We start from the raw sequence: 20,486 nt of genomic DNA, 5'->3' as shown, positions 1-20,486 counted from the left end.
CGCCATTTTTGCAGCCCGACCGGAGAGCCAGACCGTGCAGATTCAAGGCCATTTCGAGCTTCAGTTTGAGGCCGTACGCGAGGCGTTCGCCGCGCTGTTCGACGACCCGCAGGAGCGTGGTTCAGCGCTGTGCGTGCAGATTGGCGGCGAGACGGTGCTGGATCTGTGGGCGGGCACGGCAGACAAGGATGGCAGCGAAGTCTGGCACAGCGACACCATTGCCAATCTCTTCTCCTGCACCAAGACTTTTACGGCGGTCACGGCCTTGCAGTTGGTGGGCGAGGGCAAGCTGAATCTGGATGAGCCTGTCGCCCGTCTCTGGCCCGAGTTTGCGGCCAACGGCAAACAGTCCGTCACGCTGCGCCAGTTGCTGTGTCATCAGGCCGGGCTCCCGGCGATCCGTGAAATATTGCCGGCCGAAGCACTTTACGACTGGCAGGCCATGACTCGCGTACTGGCTGCCGAGGAACCCTGGTGGACACCGGGTCAGGGCCATGGGTATGCCGCGATCACTTACGGCTGGCTGGTGGGCGAGATGATTCGTCGCGCCGACGGACGCGGGCCGGGTGAGTCCATCGCTGCGCGTATTTCACGTCCGCTGGGCCTGGACTTCCACGTCGGTCTTGCCGACGAGGAGTTTCACCGCGTCGCCCACATTGCCAGAGGCAAGGGCAATGCCGGTGATGAGGCCGCGCAGCGACTGCTGCAGACCACGATGCGCGAACCTGCGTCCATGACGGCGAGGGCGTTCACCAACCCGCCGTCGATCATGACCAGCACCAACAAGCCGGAATGGCGGCGCATGCAGCAACCTGCCGCCAATGGCCATGGCAACGCACGCAGTCTGGCCGGCTTCTATAGCGGCTTGCTCGACGGCAGCCTGCTGGACGGCGACATGCTCAACGAGCTCACGCGCGAGCACAGCATCGGCCAAGACAAGACGCTGCTGACCCAGACCCGCTTCGGGCTGGGTTGCATGCTCGATCAACCCGCGGTGCCTAACGCGACGTTCGGGCTGGGTGCCAAGTCATTTGGCCATCCCGGCGCAGGTGGCTCGGTTGGCTTCGCCGATCCCAAGCGCGATGTAGCGTTTGGGTTCGTGACGAACACCCTTGGTCCTTACGTGCTGATGGATCCGCGGGCTCAGGGTCTGGTGCGCGTGCTTGGTGAGTGTTTGCAATAACTATCGCCGTTAAGTGCTTGTTCTACCGACTGTCAGTTAAATCTGGATAACCGAGCCGTAGGGCGGTTTCTTTTTCCAAAACGGTCTTTATGCGTGTTATATGAGCGCTGCTTCGTTCATTTTCTGATCAATTATTCATGTGGGTCACCCATGTCAGCTAACAAAAGCCTCGCATTCGCCATCTGCATCGCCGTCACCGGCTGTGCGCAAACCCCTCAGGATCAGTCGGCCAGCAATGACCACTGGTGGTCGTTCGGTTCAGGCAAGGGCGCTGATGCAGCGCCTGCAGCCCCAGCGCCAAACCCGGCGGCTGCCCAAGTGGCAAAGGTCCAGGCCGAGACCGGTACACGTTGGTACTGGCCGTTTGGTTCTGACCACGGCGAAACCGAGAAGAAGCCAGAAGTAGCCGCCACTCAACCGGCGGCTGCGCCGGCGGTTGCCCAGGCCGGCGACGCCAACAAGTGGTGGTGGCCGTTCGGCGCAACCGAAGCCAAAAAAGACGCCGCGCCGGCTGTTCCCAAAGTCGACCCGAAGGTGACCCAGGCCTGGCTGGATCTGAACGAGCCAAAAATTCGCGAAGCGATCAAGGACAGCCAGTTCCAGCTCGAGCGCCGTGACGACATCCTCGTGGTCACCGCGCCGGTCGACAGCACCTTCAACCCGAAGCGTCCGGAAATGCTCCTGCCGACCAACCTCGGCCCGATCAGCCGCATGGCCAAGATCGTTGAAGTCGACCAGCGCGCCGCCGTTCTGGTGTTGGGCCACAGCGACGTCTCCAGTGATGCCGATCTCAAGATCAGCCAGCAGCGCGCCCAATCGGTTGCGGCGATCTTCCGCCTCAGCGGCCTGCAGCGTAACCGTCTGAACCTGCGTGGCATGGGCGCCGACATGCCCCGTGCGGCCGGTGACAGCGCGCCGGGTCGCGCACTCAACCGTCGCGTGGAAATCATCCTGACGCCGCAGGACACAATGGTTGCCGAAATGGCCAAGTACAACCTGCCACCAGCGCCGACCCTGCTGGCCGTGCAAACCGCCAACGCGCCGGCGCCGGCACCGGTTGCTGCGCCGACCAAGGCTGCTGCGCCTGCCAAATCGGCTGCACCGGCCAAGAAAGCCGTTGCTACCAAGGCTTCCGCAGCCAAGGCGCCTGCGGCCAAGAAAGCACCTGTGAAGAAAGCAGCGCCGGTGAAAGCCAAGGCAGCGCCTGCGAAAGCAGCGGCCAAAAAACCTGCCCCGGATGCTCAAGCCAGCAACTGAGGTTAAGATCGGGATTCTGTTCACGAATCTCGATTAAGGAAGGCAGTGATGAGCCAGCGTCTGGCCGATATGCGTCGCAACTATGCCCGCGAAGGGTTGACCGAAGCCCAGGCTCCGGGAGAGCCCTTCGCACTGTTCCATCGCTGGTTCAACGAAGCGGTCGAAACCGAGCAAGCGCCGGTCGAGGCCAACGCCATGACGCTGGCGACCGTCGACGCTGACGGTCGCCCCCACTGCCGCGTCCTGCTGCTCAAAGGCCTGGACGCTCAGGGCTTCACGTTTTTTTCCAACTACGAGAGCGCCAAAGGCCAGCAGCTGAGCGCCCGTCCTTTTGCCGCCATGACGTTTTTCTGGCCCTCGCTGGAACGTCAGGTGCGCATCGAAGGCCGCGTATCCAGGGTCAGCCACGAAGAATCCGACGCCTATTTTCAGCTACGCCCCCTCGGCAGCCGCCTGGGTGCCTGGGCATCCCCGCAAAGTCGGGTGATCGCCAACCGTGAAGAGCTCGAAGGTTTGCTCAAAGCCACCGAGGCGCGTTTCATGGACACCCAGCCTGACTGTCCTAATCACTGGGGCGGCTATCGTCTGGTGCCGGATCGCATCGAATTCTGGCAGGGGCGTCCAAGCCGTCTGCATGACCGCCTGAACTATCGTCTGCTGGAAGATGAGTGGCAGCGCGAGCGCCTCGCGCCCTGAGTGCGGGTCTTCGGACCTCCGTGCTGCCAGCACCAGGGTCTCTGTCACACTTTTCTTTGAATCAATTTCCGGCGCCGTCGTCCACTGAAGTAGACGTCGGCGGGTTGCTGTATCACGCCTGAATAAACGTAAATTATCGGTACAGGACCGTGACATCGATTGGCGTCGCAGAGTCTAATGGCTACCTGTACCTCTGGAGATAACTGTTATGCGTAAGTCTGTTCTGTTGGTTGCTTCGTTCACCGCCATGGCGCTGACGCTGGGCGGCTGTACTTCAAGCCTCACCGGCGACTCGTACTCGCGCGACGAAGCTCGTCAGGTGCAGACCGTACGGCTGGGCACGATCGAATCGTTGCGTCCGGTGAAGATTGAAGGCACCAAAACCCCGATCGGCGCAGGCGCCGGTGCCATTGTCGGTGGTGTGGGTGGCAGCGCCATCGGTGGCGGTCGCGGCAGCATCGTGACGGCCGTGATCGGTGCGGTCGCTGGTGGTCTGCTGGGTTCGGCAGCGGAAGGCGGCCTGACCCGTGCTCAAGGCGTCGAGATCACCGTGCGTGAAGACGACGGCACCATGCGTGCTTATGTGCAGGAAGTTCAGGAAAACGAGATCTTCCGTGTGGGTGAGCGCGTTCGCATCATGACCGTCAACGGCACCAGTCGCGTCAGCCACTAAGCCGCGCGGCATGTCTCGAAGCTGGGCGTAAAATGTCCGCTTGCGAAAACGCCCCGATCATTCGGGGCGTTTTGCATTTCAGCGTTTCATTTCAACGCTGCTGAGCGCGTGCTGCGACTGGCCATTGCGGTGATGCCGTAGCCGATCAGCGCGGCAAGAACAGACCCCGTCAAAATCCCCATTCGATCCATCCCGGCAAACTCGCTTTGTCCCGGCACGAACGCCAGTGAGCCGACAAACAGGCTCATGGTGAAGCCGATCCCGCACAGCATCGAAACCCCCAGCACCTGCCCCCAGTTTGCGCCGGTCGGCAGTGATGCGAGACCCGTCTTGATGGCCAGCCACGTCAGGCCAAACACACCGATGACTTTGCCCAGCAGCAGACTAAGGGCGATGCCGAGTGGTACGGGATGGGTGAAGCTCTCCAGCGTCACGCCGGCCAAAGGGACGCCGGCGTTGGCGAACGCGAACAGCGGCAGAATGAAATACGCCACCCAGGGATGCAGGGCGTGTTCGAGTTGCTGCAGGGGGGAGGCGACGTCTTTGGGCGTCCGCAGCGGAATGCAGAACGCCAGCACAACGCCGGCCAGCGTGGCGTGGACGCCGCTCTTCAGCACGCAGACCCACAAGACGGTGCCGATCAGCAAGTAGGGCGCGAGTCTGGTCACGCCCAGGCGGTTCATGGTGATCAGCCCGGCAATCGACGCGGCTGCCAGCGCCAATGCCAGGCTGGACAGTTCGCCGGAGTAGAACAGCGCGATGACAATGATCGCGCCCAGATCATCGATGATCGCCAGGGTCATGAGAAACAGCTTGAGCGACACCGGCACCCGTTTGCCCAGCAACGCCAGCACGCCGAGGGCGAAGGCGATGTCGGTGGCCATGGGAATCGCCCAGCCACTCACGGCGGCGGGATTGTCTGAGTTAAGCGCCCGGAAGAGCAGGGCAGGGATGAGCATGCCGCCGATGGCCGCCGCGCCCGGCAGGACAATTTGGGAGGGCCGCGAGAGGTGTCCTTGCAGGACCTCGCGCTTGACCTCCAGCCCGATCAGCAGGAAGAACAACGCCATCAGGCCGTCGTTGATCCACAGCAGCAACGGTTTGGCGATGTGCAACGCGCCGATCTGGGCAACGACCGGCGTTTCCAGCCAGCCGTTATACAGCCAGGACAGGGGAGAATTGTTGATGATCATGGCGAGGGCCGCGGCGGCGATCAGCAGCAAGCCACCGGCGGCTTCCAGCTGGAAGAAACGTCTGAATGTATTGCGTACGGGCAAGGTGACGCTCCAAGGGCAGCCTGAAAAGGAGCGCCACCCTAACGCGCGTTCTGGTGTCTGAAAACAGGATCTGAAGCCGAATTTGTAATCAAAAATAACGCCCTACAGACACCGCTCACGAATCCTATGGATTCGTTTCGGAGTGCTGTAGGGCGATGCCTTTAAGTGGTTTATTCAGTGATGCCCAGGATATTTCGGGCCAACGCTTCGGCGATGCGGATCCCGTCGACGCCGGCCGACAGGATGCCGCCGGCATAGCCTGCGCCTTCGCCTGCCGGGAACAGGCCTTTGACGTTGAGGCTCTGCAGGTCCTCGCCACGGGTGATGCGCAGGGGCGAGGAGGTACGCGTTTCAATGCCGGTGAGGATCGCGTCGTGCTGCGAAAATCCTCTGATCTGCTTCTCGAACGCCGGCAGCGCCTCACGAATGGCTTCGATGGCGAAGGCGGGCAATGCGTCGGCAAGGTCGGTCAGCTTGACGCCCGGCTTGTAGGAAGGTTCTACGCCGCCCAACGCCGTTGACGCCTTGCCCGCGATGAAATCGCCTACCAGTTGCGCCGGAGCCTCGTAGGTTTCGCCGCCCATGATGTAGGCGTGGGACTCCAGTCGCTCCTGCAGTTCGATGCCGGCCAGCGGGCTGCCCGGATAATCCTGCTCAGGGGTGATGCCGACGACGATGCCGGAGTTGGCGTTGCGCTCGTTGCGCGAGTACTGGCTCATGCCGTTGGTGACCACGCGGTTGGGCTCAGAGGTTGCCGCCACCACGGTGCCGCCGGGGCACATGCAGAAGCTGTACACCGAACGGCCGTTCTTGGCGTGGTGCACCAGCTTGTAATCGGCAGCGCCAAGCTTGGGGTGACCGGCGTACTTGCCCAGGCGCGCGCGGTCGATCAGACCTTGCGGGTGTTCGATGCGGAAGCCGACCGAAAACGGCTTGGCCTCCATGAACACGCCGCGCCCGTGGAGCATGCGGAAGGTGTCCCGGGCGCTGTGGCCCAGCGCCAGAATGACGTGCCGCGAGTCGATGCGCTCGCCGCTATCGAGCACGACGCCCTGCATCTGGCCGTCTTCGATCAGTACATCGGTGACCCGCTGCTGGAAACGCACTTCGCCGCCCAGCGCTTCGATCTGATGACGCATGTTCTCGACCACGCCGGTCAACCGGAAGGTGCCGATGTGTGGCTTGCTGACGTAGAGAATCTCTTCCGGCGCACCGGCTTTGACGAATTCGTGCAAGACCTTGCGACCGATGAATTTCGGGTCTTTGATCTGACTGTAGAGCTTGCCGTCGGAGAACGTCCCCGCGCCGCCCTCACCGAACTGCACGTTGGACTCCGGGTTGAGCACGTTCTTGCGCCACAGCCCCCAGGTGTCCTTGGTGCGCTGACGGACTTCGGTGCCGCGTTCGAGGATGATTGGCTTGAAGCCCATCTGCGCCAGCAACAGGCCGGCGAAAATCCCGCACGGGCCGAAGCCGACTACCAACGGACGCTGGCTCAGATCGGCAGGGGCGTGGCCGACCACTTTGTAACTGACGTCTGGCGCCGGGCCGATGTGTTTGTCGTGGCTCAGGCGCTGGAGCAGGGCGGCTTCGTCGCGCACCTGGAAGTCGATGGTGTAAATGAACTGCAGCTCGGTGGATTTCTTGCGCGCATCATAGCTGCGCTTGAACAGGGTGAAATCCAGAAGCTCATCGCTGCCGATGGCCAGGCGTTGCAGAAGTGCAGGGCGCAGTTCGTCGTCCGCGTGGTCCAGCGGCAGTTTGAATTCGGTGATTCGTAACATTGAAAGATCCGGTTTCGGGCCGCAGGATCGGCCCGGCAGCACTACAAGAGCGCGCGATTATAAGCCACATTGAGCAGGGAGCGGTGGCCCGAGCGACGACATCCGCCACGCAGCCGCCGTTTAGCTTTGCACCGAGTCAGCTGGGAAAACTTGATCTCAAGGCTAATGGGGAATATGTGGGAGCGAGCTTGCTCGCGAAAGCGTCTTATCAGACAGCGCTGTGAGCGCCTGACCTACCGCATTCGCGAGCAAGCTCACTCCCACCAGTGTTGCGCCTGTACAGATTCAGGTTTGAGGTTTCAGCTTCAGCGTAAGGCTATCAATCGTTACGCATCGCCCCGAAGTACGCGCAACCGCGCTGAACCTGGCCGTTGACCCGGAGTTCGGCGGTCAGGTGCTGCACCGAGCCGTTCGACGGGTCCACACAGCGCAGCGGCGCGACGTAGAGCTCGACGTGCTGATTGTTGGCGTCGGTGATCAGGTTGAAGCGGCCCTCGGGCATCTGCTCTTCCATGTACGGCACGGCGAACGGCTCCTGGCCTTCGCGCTCAAGCACCAGACCCTTGCCGCTGGCGTTGAGGTTCCATTTCGGGCCGTTGCCGCTGGCATGAATCGTCAGGCGCTTGAAATTGGGGTCCTCGCAGGCACCGCTCGGGCGCTCGACGCGGTAGAGCTGGTAGATGTCGGCCTGACCGTCACTGCCCTGTGCCTTGCTCGCGACGAAGTTGCCACGTACATCGGCGAACGCCTTGCCGTTCTTGTCCACCACCGAAGCGGCTTCCTGCAGGACGCCGGTGTTGCCCTTGTCGGTCACTGCATAGCGGCGCTGTTCGTTGCACGGGGCGAAGAACAGCTTGCCGCCGTCACCGCTGAGGGTGCCCTGCATGCGGATCATGCCAGCGGTCGACACCTTGCTGTCACTGGACGACATGGGCATCAACTGGCAGCCGGCAAACAGGGGCAACAAGGCGAACATCAGAGCGGAACGAGCAGCGGACATGGGGCGGTCTCCAGACAAGTGCCGCCACGTTACTCAGCCTGCTCGCTCATCACAAGGGGCGATTAGCCAACGCGATACGTCTGTCCGGTTTGTAGCCCTTCGACACTTTTTGCGTACGCCAATGCTACATCCGCTGCGGGGACCGGCTTGAAGCCGCGAAAGTACGGCGCGTAGCTGCCCATGGCTTCGACCAGCACGTTGGGGCTGACCGAATTGACCCGCATGCCCCGCGGCATCTCGATGGCGGCGGCGCGCACGAAGGCGTCGATGGCGCCGTTGACCAAACTGGCTGACGCTCCGGTGCGAATCGGATCGACGCTGGTAATGCCGGTGGTGAAGGTGAAGGACGCACCGTCGTTGGCGAATTCCCGACCGATCAGCAGCAGATTGACCTGACCCATCAGCTTGTCCCGAAGGCCCAGGGCGAAAGAGTCGGCGGTCATCTCGCCCAGCGGCGCGAAGGTGACATTGCCGGCCGCGCAAATCAATGCGTCGAAAGGGCCTGTCCGTTCGAATAGTTTGCGGATCGAGTCGCTGTCACTAATATCGACGTGCTCGTCTGCGCCGGTTCTGCCGATGCGAACGATCTCGTGGCGTGGCGCCAACTCTTTCTCGATCGCCGAGCCAATGGTGCCACTGGCGCCAATCAATAGAATTTTCATGATGCGATTTTCCCCTGGTATGGATCAGGCGCTCAGTGTGAGTTGCCTTTTCCCACCGAAACAGGGGCTAAACGGCAATCCCGGTTTGTCAGAAAGGAAACAATCATGAGCGAAATGGACGACCTGGCCGCGTTCGCGATGCTGGTGGAGGCCAACAGCTTCACCCTGGCCGCGCAATGGCTGGACACCAGTACCAGCCAACTGTCCAAGCGCATCAGCAAACTGGAAAAGAATTTCGGCGTTACGCTGCTCCATCGCACCACCCGCAGCCTGACGCTGACCTCGGCGGGCGCCATTCTCCTGCCCGAAGCCCGCGCGCTACTGGCCCAACGCGACCGCGTTCGCGACGCCATGGCCTACCTGAGCGAAAGCCTGATCGGCACCGTACGCCTGACCGTGCCGGTGTCGTTGGGCGAAACCTTCTTCGAAGGCCTGCTCACCGAATTCGCCCACACCTACCCCGACGTTCAGGTGGAACTCGACCTCAACAACCACTTCCGCGACATGCGCCGTGATGGCTTCGACCTGGGCATACGTTCCAGCGTGGGGATCGACGAACGCCTGGTGGCCAAGCCGTTGCTGTCGCTACAGGAGCTGACCTGCGCCAGCCCGGACTACCTCGCCAGACACGGCACCCCGCAAACCCCGGAAGAACTGCGCGTCCATCGATGCCTGCTCAACAGCCATCACGCCGGCCGCGAATCCTGGGGCTACCACCAGAAACATGAACTGACCCGCGTCAACGTCCGCGGCACCTTCGCCAGCAACCACTACGGCCTCCTGAAAAAAGCCGCCCTCGTCGGCGCCGGCATCGCCCGCCTGCCGTCGTACATGGTCCATGAGGAACTGAAAGAAGGACGGTTGCACTGGTTGCTGCGTGATTACCAGACGCCGGTTTCGTCCCTTTACCTAGTCCACCCCTTTGAAGGACGGCTGCCGAGGCGGGTGCAAGTCATGGCGGATTATTTGAGTGAATGGTTCGAGCGCAGCACTGCGGCGCTGGAACAGCTCTGACTTCTGGGGTTATCAAATCGAGCGGGGACAGATTAATTTACGGTGAAGCGCTGTAAATAAATCAGTCCCTTGTAAACAGAAATCAAAATTGATGTCGCAGCCACTGGCCTATTCCCGGCTAAAGCCGGTCCTACAAAAAGCAACGCGTGCAGCCAGTGGCACCGACGGCGACTCCTGTAGGACCGGCTTCAGCCGGGAAGCCTTTGACCTGCTTTTGATCTTCAAACGCAAAAAGCCCAAACACCGCCAATCGCGACTTGGGTGCAGGCTGAACGCAGGTCTCGTGGAGTGGGCCGAGCCGCAGGGATGCGGCGAGAGCGCCGTCAGGACATGGATGTCCGTTCGGCGCGGGCCCACGGAGCGAGACCGGAGTGAAGGAACCCTGACGAAGGAAGGGCCCAACCAGGAGCACTAAGCCCTTGGTTACTTGGGGCTTTATCAAGTAACTCGCCGAAGGCGAAACGTCTGCCCTCAGGCAGACGCTCTTGATCTTCAGGCTTTCCAAGGACAACCCGCCGAAGGCGAGCAGCTATCCGCCTAAATAAGCATCCCGCACTTTCGGATCGACCAGCAACTCCGCCCCCGACCCCTGCATCACCACCCGGCCATTCTCCAGAACATACGCACGATCAGCGATCTTCAACGCCTGATTCGCATTCTGCTCCACCAGAAACACCGTCACCCCATCCCGCCGCAACTGCTCAACAATCTCGAAAATCTGCTGAATAATTATCGGCGCCAGACCCAGCGAAGGCTCATCCAGCAACAACAGCTTCGGCTTGCTCATCAACGCACGCCCGATCGCCAGCATCTGCTGCTCACCGCCGGACATCGTGCCGCCGCGCTGATTGAAGCGCTCCTTCAGACGCGGGAACAACTCAAGCACCTTCTCCATCTGCACCTGATAATCGGCCTTGTCCGTGAAGAACCCGCCCATCGCCAGATTCTCCTCCACCGTCAGACGGGCGAACACACGACGGCCCTCCGGCACCACCGCAATACTCTTGCGCATGATCACCGACGACTCCAGACCGACCAGTTCCTCACCCATATAGCGGATGCTGCCACTGTGCGCGCGCGGCGAACCGCACAGCGTCATCAACAGCGTCGACTTGCCCGCGCCATTGGCGCCGATCAACGTGACAATCTCGCCCTGCTGCACATCGATGCTGACACCGTGCAATGCCTGGATCTTGCCGTAGAACGTGGAAACGTTATCAAACTGCAGCATTTACGCTTCCCCCAGATAGGCTTTGATCACTTCAGGATTGTCACGGATCTGCTCGGGCGTGCCATCGGCCAGCGGCGTGCCCTGATTGATCACCACGATATGGTCGGAAATGCTCATGACCAGCTTCATGTCGTGCTCGATCAGCAACACCGTCGCGTTGTGCTCGTTACGCAACACGCCGATCAACGCTTTCAGGTCTTCGGTTTCTTTCGGGTTCAGACCGGCCGCCGGCTCGTCGAGCATCAGAATGCGCGGGCGCGTCATCATGCAGCGGGCAATTTCCAGACGGCGTTGCTGACCGTAGGCCAGCGTGCCGGCAGGACGGTTGGCGAATTCCTTCAGGTCAACCGCTTCGAGCCAATGCTCGGCATATTCCATCGCCTCGCGCTCGCTTTTGCGATACGCCGGGGTCTTGAACAGGCCGGACAGGAAATTCGTGTTGAGGTGGCGATGCTGGGCCACCAGCAGGTTTTCCACCGCGGTCATTTCCTTGAACAGGCGCACGTTCTGGAACGTTCGCACCACGCCTTTACGGGCGATCTCATGGCCGGCCAGGCCCTGAATCGGCTCGCCATCCAGCAGAATCGTGCCGGAGGTGGGTTTGTAGAAGCCGGTCAGGCAGTTGAAAACGGTGGTCTTGCCGGCGCCGTTCGGGCCGATCATCGACACGACCTGCTTCTCGTTGACGGTCAGACCGACGCCGTTGACGGCCAACAGACCGCCAAAGCGCATGCACAAGCCGGACGCTTGCAGAAGTGGACGGCTCATCAGCGCTCCCCCTTGAGTTTCATGACGGGACGCTGCATCGGCAGGAAGCCCTGAGGACGCCAGATCATCATCAGCACCATCAAGGCGCCGAAGCCGAGCATCCGGTATTCGCTGAATTCGCGAAGCAGTTCAGGCAACAGAATCATCACGACCGCGGCGAGGATCACGCCCAGCTGCGAGCCCATGCCGCCCAGGACCACGATGGCGAGGATGATCGCCGACTCCAGAAAGGTGAACGACTCCGGGGTGATCAACCCCTGACGCGCGGCGAAGAAACTGCCGGCGAAACCGGCGAATGCAGCGCCGAGGGTAAAGGCCGACAGCTTGATGATGGTCGGATTCAGGCCCAGCGCGCGGCAGGCGATTTCGTCTTCACGCAGGGCTTCCCAGGCGCGGCCGATGGGCATGCGCAACAGCCGGTTGATCACGAACAGCGCCAACAGCGCCAGCAGCAGGGCGATCAGGTAGAGAAAGATCACCTTGTTGATGGAGTTGTATTCCAGACCGAAGTATTCGTGGAACGTCTGCATGCCTTCTGCAGCCTTGCGCTCGAACGTCAGGCCGAACAGCGTCGGTTTTTCGATGTTGCTGATGCCGTTCGGGCCGCCGGTGATGTCGGTCAGGTTACGCAGGAACAGGCGAATGATTTCACCGAAACCCAGCGTCACGATGGCCAGATAGTCGCCACGCAAACGCAGGACCGGGAAGCCCAGCAGGAAGCCGAACGTCGCCGACGCCAGGCCGGCCAGCGGCAGGCAGATCCAGAAACCGAAGCCGAAGTAGTGCTGCAGCAGGGCGTAGGTGTACGCGCCCACGGCGTAAAAGCCGACGTAACCGAGGTCAAGCAGACCCGCCAGACCGACGACGATGTTCAGGCCCAGGCCGAGCATCACGTAGATCAGGATCAAGGTCGCGATGTCCACCGCGCCGCGCGAGCCGAAGAATGGCCACACCAGCGCAGCAATCACCAGCGCGCCGAGGAACCAGCGTTGGGTCGACGGCAGGGTCAGAAAGTTGCTGGTCTTGTCCGACATCAGCTGTTTCTGCGGACGCGAACGCCACATCGCGCTGATCTGTTCGTTGAACAGCACGCGCAGGAACATCAGCAACGCCGCGGCAAAAATCAGCAGCACGGTGGTGGTGCTGGCGCCGACCACCGCGAGATTGATCCCGACGATGTCCAGTTTGAGCCCGAGGATCGGGTAAGCGACGGCCAGCACCAGCACTGCGCTGAAGAGGGCCGATTTGAGATTCCTGGTCATACTTTTTCAACCTCCGGACGGCCGAGCAGGCCGGTTGGCCGGAACAACAACACCAATACGAGAAGACCGAACGCCACCACATCCTTGTACTGGTCGCCAAAGATGTCGGCGCCAAAGGCTTCGGCGATGCCCAGCACCAGACCGCCGAGCATCGCGCCCGGGATACTGCCGATACCGCCCAGTACTGCGGCGGTAAAGGCTTTGATGCCGACGAGGAACCCTGCGTTGGGGTTGATCACGCCGTACTGCATGCTCAGCAGCACCGCAGCGACCGCCGCCAGGGCGGCACCGATGACGAAGGTCAGGGCGATGATGTTGTTGGTGTTGATCCCCAGCAGGTTGGCCATCTTGATGTCTTCGGCGCAGGCACGGCAGGCGCGACCCAGGCGAGAGCGGGAGATGAACCATGTCAGACCGAGCATGGCCACCAGCGTGACGATGAAGATGAGGATCTGCATGTAGGAGATCACCACTTCATGGGTGCTGCCGGGGCCGAAAACGAAGTTGCCGGGAATGAGGTTAGGGATCGATTTGTCTTTCGAGTCCTGCGACAACAGCACGGTGTTCTGCAGGAAAATCGACATGCCGATGGCGGAAATCAGAGGGATCAAACGGTTGCTGCCGCGCAACGGGCGATAGGCAACTCGCTCGATGGCGTAACCGTAGGCGCTGGTCACCACAATACTGGCGACGAAAGCTGCGGTAATCAGCAGGGGCAGGCTGTCCAGGCCAAGCATGGTCAGACCGGCCAGGGCGATAAACGCCACATACGAGCCGATCATGTACACCTCGCCGTGGGCGAAGTTGATCATGCCGATGATGCCGTAAACCATGGTGTAGCCAATGGCAATCAAGGCGTAAGTGCTGCCAATGGTCATCCCATTAACCAGCTGTTGAAGAAAGTGATAGAGATCTATCGGCATTGCTGAGTGCTCCTAAAAACCTGCCTGGTGTTTCACTGGTGGTGTCTTTTTCCCGCTCGCGCGTCGTGATCTACGTCCGCGTCCGGCACGAGCCCAGTGGTTCACTGGTGCGGTTTCAAGATGTTCAGGGATCGGAATTCTTGTGAAATTCGCTGCCCAGCTAAAACAAAGCCCACTGCGGTTGCAGTGGGCTTCGGGTAAGCATGAAGGCTGCGTTATTTCACAGGGGCTTCAGTCTTGGTGCCATCTTTGTGCCAGGTGTAAACGACGAATTTGAAGTCTTTCAAGTCACCCTTGGCGTCGAAGCTCAGATCGCCGGTAGGGGTCTTGAACGTACCGGCGTGAATGGCGGCTGCCACTTTCGCGGTGTCTTCGGACTTGGCGGTCTTGATCGCTTCAGCAATCACTTCCACAGCCGCGTAGGCCGGGAACACGAACGGACCGCTTGGGTCTTCTTTCTTCGCCTTGAACGCGGCGACCAGTTCATTGTTGGCCGGGTCCTGATCGAAGGATTTCGGCAGGGTCACCAGCAGACCTTCGGACGCGTCCTGAGCGATCTGCGAGATGGAGGCGTTGCCCACGCCTTCCGGACCCATGAAGCCGGCTTTCAGGCCTTTTTCCTGTGCCTGACGCAGGATCAGACCCAGCTCAGGGTGGTAGCCGCCGTAGTAGACGAAGTCGACGTTGGCTTGCTTCATCTTGGCGATCAGCGAGGAGAAGTCCTTGTCGCCGGCATTGATACCTTCGAACAGGGCGACTTTCACGCCGTCTTTTTCAAGGGTCTGCTTGACGGCAGTAGCGATGCCTTCACCGTATTGCTGTTTGTCGTGGATGACCGCAACGATCTTCGGCTTGATCTGCTTGGCGATGTAGTCGCCGGCAGCCGGGCCCTGTGCACTGTCCAGGCCGATGGTGCGGAAGATCATTTTGTAACCGCGGGCGGTGATTTCCGGGCTTGTGGCCGCCGGGGTCACCATGATGATGCCTTCGTCTTCGTAGATGTCCGAAGCAGGCTGAGTGGAGCTGGAGCAGAGGTGACCGACCACGAACTTGACGCCGTCGTTGACCACTTTGTTGGCGATGGCGACCGCTTGTTTAGGGTCACAGGCATCATCGTAATCAACCGCTTCAAGCTTCTTGCCGTCGATGCCGCCTTTGGCGTTGATCTGGTCGATGGCCATCTTGGCGCCGCTGAACTGCATGTCGCCGTACTGGGCCACAGCACCGGTTTTAGGGCCGGCAATGCCGATCTTGATTGTGTCAGCTGCGAACGAGTGACTGGCAACCCCCGCCAGAACCAGTGCGGCAAACAGCTTGGAAATCTGATTAATACCCTTAGTCATGATGCTCCACTCTTGCGTTGTCGTTTTTATAATCCTGACGGCCAAAGCTGCAGGACCGGATTGAATTTCCAGGCCGCACCCCCAGCAACTGTACCGGAACAGTTTAGAGCGCCGGTCGATCGCTTGAATAGCTGGCTGCGGGGGACAAAACCTGTGGATGTCGCTTAATCGACAGAAAGATACACAATCAAGCCGGCTCTATAACCCTGTCGGGCAACGAACCGGTCGGCTTGGGCGAACTTCCCTGCAATCAATCACTTGAATCCGGGTTTGTCGGTACGGAGGGCGGCGCTATCATTGCGCCGATTTTCCAATACGGTGAAAACCCATGACGCAAGAACCTAGCACCCTCTATGCCAAACTGCTTGGCGAAACGGCTTCGATTACGTGGAATGAATTGCAACCATTTTTTGCGAAGGGTGCCCTGTTGTGGGTCGAGCCCAGCCTGGATTTGATCGCCGTGGCCCAGGCATTTGCCGAGAACAGTGAGGCGCAAGTGGCGGCGTGGCTCAAGAGTGGGGACGTCGGCAAGGTCTCTGAATCAAAGGCTCTGGATCTTTTCGAGCGCAATCCGCCCCTCTGGGCAGTGGTTGTCGCGCCGTGGGTGTTGATCCACGAAAGGGCGTGACGCTGGTCACTGCTCAAAAATGGTGCGTCGGATGATGGCAAAGTGGGTAATGCGGTAACTGCCGGTGTGTCGTCGGTAGCGGAATGTCTCACCGGATCGATGCTTCATTTTGGGAAAACCATCAGGGTCGCTCCGGGATTTCTGGCGGACGTTCAATGGATGGGTATCAGCGGGGCGAATGTTCACAGACAGAGTGCCAAGGCGTGACTAGATTTCAGGCAAACCGGAGGCGTCAGCCGGGATAGCCTCCTATAACAAGAAAGAGAGCGCCCCATGGATCAATCGACTCAGGCAAGGAACGCTTGGCGCGTTCTGTTTCTGCTGTTTCTGGCCAACCTGTTCAATTTCTTCGACCGCACGATTCCCGCGATCATCATCGAGCCCATCCGCAAGGAATGGTCGCTGAGCGACTTTCAGCTCGGCATCATCGGCACCGCCTTCACCCTGGTGTACGCAGTGGCGGGTCTGCCGTTGGGGCGCATGGCCGACAACGGTTCGCGTCGCAAGTTGATGGGCTGGGGCCTGGCGGTGTGGAGCGGGCTGACGGCAGTGAACGGTCTGGTCGGCAACTTCTGGGCGTTTCTGCTGGTGCGCATGGGCGTCGGGATCGGAGAGGCGAGCTATGCGCCAGCGGCCAATTCATTGATCGGCGACCTGTTCCCCGCCCACCGCCGCGCCCGGGCCATGGGCATCTTTATGCTGGGATTGCCCCTGGGGCTGCTGCTGGCGTTCTTTACCATCGGCGCGATGGTGCAGGCGTTCGGCAGCTGGCGCGCGCCGTTCTTCATCGCCGCGGTGCCGGGGCTGGTGCTGGCGGTGTTCATGTTCTTCATTCGCGAGCCGGCCCGGGGCGCCGCTGAAAGCGTGGCCATTTCCCAGGAGAAAATCGACCGGCCGATCCGCCGCGTGCTGTCGATTCCTACGTTCCGCTGGCTGGTGCTCGCCGGTCTGGCGTTCAACTTCGCCACCTACGCGTGCAACTCGTTCATGGTGTCGATGCTGCAGCGCTACTTCTTACTGCCCTTGCAGGAAGCCGCGATGGCCACCGGCATGATCGTCGGCGTGACCGGTCTCATTGGCCTGACCGTCGGCGGCTGGGTGGCGGACAAGCTGCATCAACGCTGGAGCAACGGCCGCCTGATGTTTGCCGCGATCAGCATGGTGGTTGCGACGCTGTGCACCGGTTATGCGCTGCACGCCGGGCGCATCGAGATCGGCGTGTTCGTTGGCGTCTTCAGCTTGGGCTGGCTGTTTTCCTACAACTTCTACACCTGCGTTTACACCGCGATTCAGGACGTGGTGCAGCCCCGGCTGCGCGCCACGGCCATGGCGCTGTTCTTTGCCGGTCTGTATCTGCTGGGCGGCGGGTTGGGGCCGGTGGTGGTGGGGCTGTTGTCGGACCATTTCGCTCACTCGGCCATGTACGCCGCGCAGGTCGAGCAGATGACCGAACCGTTCAAGGCGGTGGGGCTGCACGATGCGATGTATTTGATACCGGTGGCGTTGTTTTTCGTGTTGGTGTTTCTGGTGCGCGCGTCGAAGTGCTTCAGCGCCGACGCGCAGCGGATGCGCGAGGGGATGGTGGCGGATGAGCCGGTGGGGCAGGGGGTGAAGCCGTCGGTGGCGTAAATGTCCCGGTCACTCCCACACCACAGCGGCCTACTTTAAAGTAAGTGCACATGCGCTCTGTGGGGTCTAGAAGATCCCGAGCCGAGCGCTATCCCGTGGGAGCGAGCTTGCTCGCGAAGGCTTAAGTTCAGTCAGTAAAGAAAATGGCTGAACGTCCCGGCCCCTTCGTGAGCAAGCTCACTCCCACATTTCCTGCGGCGAACCTGATTAGCCCGCCACCAACACCCGAATCGCTTCCAGGCGCAGCGCGGCTTTTTCCAGCATGGCCAGGCCTTGCTCACGTTGTTCACGCAATGCCGCCAGTTCGCTGTCGCGCACGGTCGGGTTGACCGCTTGCAACGCGGTCAAACGCGCCAGCTCTTCTTCGGTGTCTGCCGCGAGACGTCGCTGGGCTTCCGCGACACGTTCAGCGTGCTTCGGCGCGATCTTGCTCTCGGCGGCGTTGATCTGCGGGTTGAGCACGTCGCGCTGTGCCTGAATGAACTTGTTGGCGCTGGCCCGGGGCACGCTCTCCAGCTGATCGTTCAGGGTGGTGAAGGACACGCGGCCCGACAGGTCGTTGCCGTTGCCGTCCAGCAGGCAACGCAGCGCGGCCGGCGGCAGGTAGCGGCCCAGTTGCAGCGAGCGCGGCGCGACCACCTCACTGACGTAGAGCAATTCCAGCAACACGGTGCCGGGTTTCAGCGCCTTGTTCTTGATGAGTGCCACGGCGGTGTTGCCCATCGAGCCGGACAGCACCAGATCCATGCCGCCCTGCACCATCGGGTGTTCCCAGGTAATGAACTGCATGTCCTCGCGGGCCAGCGCCTGATTACGGTCGTAGGTGATGGTCACGCCCTCGTCGTCGCCCAGCGGGAAGCTGGCGTCGAGCATCTTCTCGCTCGGCCGCAGGATCAGCGCGTTCTCCGAGTGATCTTCACTGTCGATGCCGAACGCGTCGAACAGGGTTTCCATGTAAATCGGCAGGGTGAACTGATCGTCCTGCTCAAGGATGGCTTCCACCAGCGCTTCGCCTTCGCCCGCGCCGCCGGAATTCAGCTCCAGCAGACGGTCGCGGCCGGTGTGCAGTTCGCTTTCCAGACGCACGCGCTCGTTGCGCGCCTCGGTCACCAGGGCCTGCCAGTCGTCCTCGTCGCCGCCTTCCAGCTGCGGCAACAGGCGCGGACCGAACGTATGTTGCAGTGCGTTGCCGGTCGGGCAAGTGTTGAGGAATGCGTTGAGCGCCTCGTGATACCACTGGAACAGCCGCTCTTGCGGGCTGGTTTCCAGATACGGCACGTGCAGCTCGATGATGTGCTTCTGGCCGATCCGGTCCAGACGGCCGATCCGCTGCTCCAGCAGGTCCGGGTGCGCAGGCAGGTCGAACAGCACCAGGTGGTGTGAAAACTGGAAGTTGCGGCCTTCACTGCCGATTTCCGAACAGATCAGCACCTGGGCGCCGAACTCTTCGTCGGCGAAGTACGCCGCCGCGCGGTCACGCTCGAGGATGTTCATGCCTTCGTGGAAGACCGTGGCCGGGATGCCGGAGCGCACGCGCAGGGCGTCTTCCAGGTCCATCGCGGTTTCGGCGTGGGCGCAGATGACCAGCACCTTCACGCGCTTGAGCATTTTCAGGGTGTCGATCAGCCAGTCAACGCGCGGATCGAAACGCCACCAGCGCTCTTCTTCGCTGAGCTCGCTTTGGGCCTGGAAGCTGACTTCCGGGTACAGGTCGGCGTGTTCGCCAATCGGCAGTTCCAGGTATTCAGCCGGGCAGGGCAGGGGATACGGGTGCAGCTTGCGTTCCGGGAACCCTTGCACGGCGGCGCGGGTGTTGCGGAACAGCACGCGGCCGGTGCCGTGACGGTCAAGCAGTTCGCGGATCAGGCGGGCACTGGCTTCGGCGTCGCCGGCGGCAACAGCGGTCAGCAGCGCTTCGGCTTCGGCGCCGAGGAAACCGCGAATGGTCTCGTTGGCCTTGGGCGACAGCGTGCCTTTGTCCAGCAGCTCCTGAACGGCTTCGGCGACCGGGCGATAGTTTTCGCTCTCGGCGCGGAAGGCGTGCAGGTCATGGAAACGGTTCGGGTCCAACAGGCGCAGGCGGGCGAAGTGGCTGTCCTGACCGAGCTGCTCGGGGGTTGCGGTCAGCAGCAGCACGCCGGGAATGACCTCGGCCAGTTGCTCGACCAGCGAGTATTCACGGCTGGCCTTTTCTTCGTGCCAGACCAGGTGGTGGGCCTCGTCGACGACCAGTAGGTCCCAGCCCGCCGCGAACAGCGCATCCTGGGCCTTCTCGTCCTCAACCAGCCATTCCAGCGACACCAGCGCCAGTTGCGTGTCTTCGAACGGGTTGCTGGCATCGCTTTCGATGAAGCGTTCGGCGTCGAACAGCGCGACCTGCAGGTTGAAGCGACGGCGCATTTCCACCAGCCACTGGTGCTGCAGGTTTTCCGGTACCAGGATCAGCACCCGGTTAGCGCGGCCCGAGAGCAACTGGCGGTGGATGACCAGACCGGCTTCGATGGTTTTACCCAGCCCCACTTCGTCCGCCAGCAAAACCCGCGGCGCGATACGGTCGGCGACTTCACGGGCGATGTGCAACTGGTGAGCGATCGGTTGTGCGCGCACGCCGCCCAGGCCCCACAGCGAGGATTGCAGCTGGCGGCTGGTGTGTTCGAGGGTGTGATAACGCAGGGAGAACCACGGGAGTGGGTCGATCTGCCCGGCAAACAGGCGGTCAGTGGCCAGACGGAACTGGATGAAGTTCGACAGCTGGGTTTCCGGCAGGGTCACGGGCTGGTTCTGCGCGTTGAGGCCGTGGTAGACCAGCAGGCCGTCGACGTCGTCGACTTCGCGGACGGTCATCTTCCAGTTTTCGAAGTGGGTGATGGTGTCACCCGGCGAGAAGCGCACCCGCGTCAGCGGCGCATTGCGCAAAGCATACTGGCGCGTGTCGCCAGTGGCCGGATAGAGCACGGTCAGCAAGCGGCCGTCCTGAGCCAGAACGGTGCCCAAACCCAGCTCGGCTTCGCTGTCGCTAATCCAGCGTTGCCCCGGTTGATACTGCTGCGACATGCTGCCTGACTCCCGCCTTGAAAAAGCCGACTATGTTAACGGAACAAGGCGCCCAGGCCAAAGCCACATTGTAAAAACGCCCGGATATATTGGGTGGCGCGC

General features: G+C 61.3%; 17 protein-coding genes. 7 read left to right on the top strand and 10 right to left on the bottom strand.

Translation table 11 applies throughout. From position 1 onward, the window contains the following. The first annotated feature begins 34 nt into the window (after nucleotides 1–34). From QMX88_RS04885 to QMX88_RS04870, 4 genes are all read left to right on the top strand, one after another. Complete coding sequence (locus tag QMX88_RS04885; RefSeq protein WP_282366916.1) at nucleotides 35–1,183, top strand: serine hydrolase domain-containing protein; 1,149 nt, start codon at nucleotides 35–37, stop codon at nucleotides 1,181–1,183. A gap of 150 nt (nucleotides 1,184–1,333) precedes the next feature. Beyond that, nucleotides 1,334–2,440, top strand: coding sequence for an OmpA family protein (locus QMX88_RS04880; RefSeq protein WP_282366851.1), 1,107 nt, complete (start codon nucleotides 1,334–1,336; stop codon nucleotides 2,438–2,440). A 48-nt stretch (nucleotides 2,441–2,488) separates the two neighbouring features. Then, nucleotides 2,489–3,136 carry a pyridoxamine 5'-phosphate oxidase gene (gene pdxH, locus QMX88_RS04875; RefSeq protein WP_282366849.1) on the top strand — a complete coding sequence of 216 codons (648 nt, stop codon included), beginning with the start codon at nucleotides 2,489–2,491 and terminating at the stop codon, nucleotides 3,134–3,136. A gap of 208 nt (nucleotides 3,137–3,344) precedes the next feature. Continuing rightward, entirely contained in the window at nucleotides 3,345–3,809 is a 465-nt protein-coding gene (locus tag QMX88_RS04870; RefSeq protein WP_037012225.1) for a glycine zipper 2TM domain-containing protein, read from the top strand. Nucleotides 3,810–3,895: 86 nt separating this feature from the next. Here QMX88_RS04870 and nhaA read toward each other — a convergent pair whose 3' ends face one another. The 4 genes from nhaA to QMX88_RS04850 all read right to left on the bottom strand — a co-directional run bounded on the left by nhaA (nucleotide 3,896) and on the right by QMX88_RS04850 (nucleotide 8,532). After that, nucleotides 3,896–5,086: a Na+/H+ antiporter NhaA gene (nhaA, locus tag QMX88_RS04865; protein WP_282366844.1), complete on the bottom strand. Its 1,191-nt coding sequence runs from the start codon at nucleotides 5,084–5,086 to the stop codon at nucleotides 3,896–3,898. A 170-nt stretch (nucleotides 5,087–5,256) separates the two neighbouring features. Next, nucleotides 5,257–6,870 carry an NAD(P)/FAD-dependent oxidoreductase gene (locus tag QMX88_RS04860; RefSeq protein ID WP_192171559.1) on the bottom strand — a complete coding sequence of 538 codons (1,614 nt, stop codon included), beginning with the start codon at nucleotides 6,868–6,870 and terminating at the stop codon, nucleotides 5,257–5,259. Nucleotides 6,871–7,189: 319 nt separating this feature from the next. Continuing rightward, nucleotides 7,190–7,870, bottom strand: coding sequence for a hypothetical protein (locus QMX88_RS04855; RefSeq protein WP_192171558.1), 681 nt, complete (start codon nucleotides 7,868–7,870; stop codon nucleotides 7,190–7,192). A gap of 62 nt (nucleotides 7,871–7,932) precedes the next feature. After that, on the bottom strand, nucleotides 7,933–8,532 hold the full coding sequence (locus tag QMX88_RS04850; RefSeq protein ID WP_192171557.1) for a short chain dehydrogenase: 600 nt from the start codon (nucleotides 8,530–8,532) through the stop codon (nucleotides 7,933–7,935). Between the two features lie 105 nt (nucleotides 8,533–8,637). Between QMX88_RS04850 and QMX88_RS04845 the strand changes: the two genes are divergently transcribed. After that, nucleotides 8,638–9,546: a LysR family transcriptional regulator gene (locus QMX88_RS04845; protein WP_282366840.1), complete on the top strand. Its 909-nt coding sequence runs from the start codon at nucleotides 8,638–8,640 to the stop codon at nucleotides 9,544–9,546. 529 nt (nucleotides 9,547–10,075) lie between these two features. Here the strand turns inward: QMX88_RS04845 and QMX88_RS04840 are convergent. The 5 genes from QMX88_RS04840 to QMX88_RS04820 all read right to left on the bottom strand — a co-directional run bounded on the left by QMX88_RS04840 (nucleotide 10,076) and on the right by QMX88_RS04820 (nucleotide 15,073). Beyond that, nucleotides 10,076–10,777: an ABC transporter ATP-binding protein gene (locus tag QMX88_RS04840; RefSeq protein ID WP_282366839.1), complete on the bottom strand. Its 702-nt coding sequence runs from the start codon at nucleotides 10,775–10,777 to the stop codon at nucleotides 10,076–10,078. Then, the gene (gene livG, locus QMX88_RS04835; protein WP_122536637.1) at nucleotides 10,778–11,545 is read right to left on the bottom strand and encodes a high-affinity branched-chain amino acid ABC transporter ATP-binding protein LivG; all 768 of its coding nucleotides are present in this window, start codon (nucleotides 11,543–11,545) and stop codon (nucleotides 10,778–10,780) included. Continuing rightward, on the bottom strand, nucleotides 11,545–12,807 hold the full coding sequence (locus QMX88_RS04830; protein WP_192171554.1) for a high-affinity branched-chain amino acid ABC transporter permease LivM: 1,263 nt from the start codon (nucleotides 12,805–12,807) through the stop codon (nucleotides 11,545–11,547). Before QMX88_RS04830 ends, livG begins: the two co-directional genes overlap by 1 nt. After that, the gene (gene livH / locus QMX88_RS04825) at nucleotides 12,804–13,730 is read right to left on the bottom strand and encodes a high-affinity branched-chain amino acid ABC transporter permease LivH (protein WP_172609396.1); all 927 of its coding nucleotides are present in this window, start codon (nucleotides 13,728–13,730) and stop codon (nucleotides 12,804–12,806) included. The genes QMX88_RS04830 and livH overlap by 4 nt, the downstream gene beginning before the upstream one ends. Before the next feature lie 215 nt (nucleotides 13,731–13,945). After that, nucleotides 13,946–15,073: a branched-chain amino acid ABC transporter substrate-binding protein gene (locus QMX88_RS04820; RefSeq protein WP_282366827.1), complete on the bottom strand. Its 1,128-nt coding sequence runs from the start codon at nucleotides 15,071–15,073 to the stop codon at nucleotides 13,946–13,948. A gap of 328 nt (nucleotides 15,074–15,401) precedes the next feature. On the opposite strand from QMX88_RS04820, the gene QMX88_RS04815 reads away from it, so the two are divergent. Next, nucleotides 15,402–15,701, top strand: coding sequence for a DUF2288 domain-containing protein (locus QMX88_RS04815; protein ID WP_192171552.1), 300 nt, complete (start codon nucleotides 15,402–15,404; stop codon nucleotides 15,699–15,701). A 273-nt stretch (nucleotides 15,702–15,974) separates the two neighbouring features. After that, nucleotides 15,975–17,330, top strand: a complete 1,356-nt coding sequence (locus QMX88_RS04810) for a spinster family MFS transporter (protein ID WP_282366825.1) — start codon at nucleotides 15,975–15,977, stop codon at nucleotides 17,328–17,330. A gap of 207 nt (nucleotides 17,331–17,537) precedes the next feature. On the opposite strand, the gene rapA is transcribed toward QMX88_RS04810, so the two are convergent. Beyond that, nucleotides 17,538–20,384 (bottom strand): RNA polymerase-associated protein RapA, encoded by a 2,847-nt coding sequence (gene rapA, locus QMX88_RS04805; RefSeq protein ID WP_192171550.1) that lies wholly within the window; start codon nucleotides 20,382–20,384, stop codon nucleotides 17,538–17,540. Nucleotides 20,385–20,486: the final 102 nt, after the last annotated feature.

This window comes from Pseudomonas sp. PS02290, from assembly GCF_029960075.1.
Taxonomy (GTDB): Bacteria; Pseudomonadota; Gammaproteobacteria; order Pseudomonadales; family Pseudomonadaceae; genus Aquipseudomonas.
The sequence above is the reverse complement of the archived record's forward strand: the minus strand, read 5'-3'. Positions and strand labels throughout refer to the sequence as shown.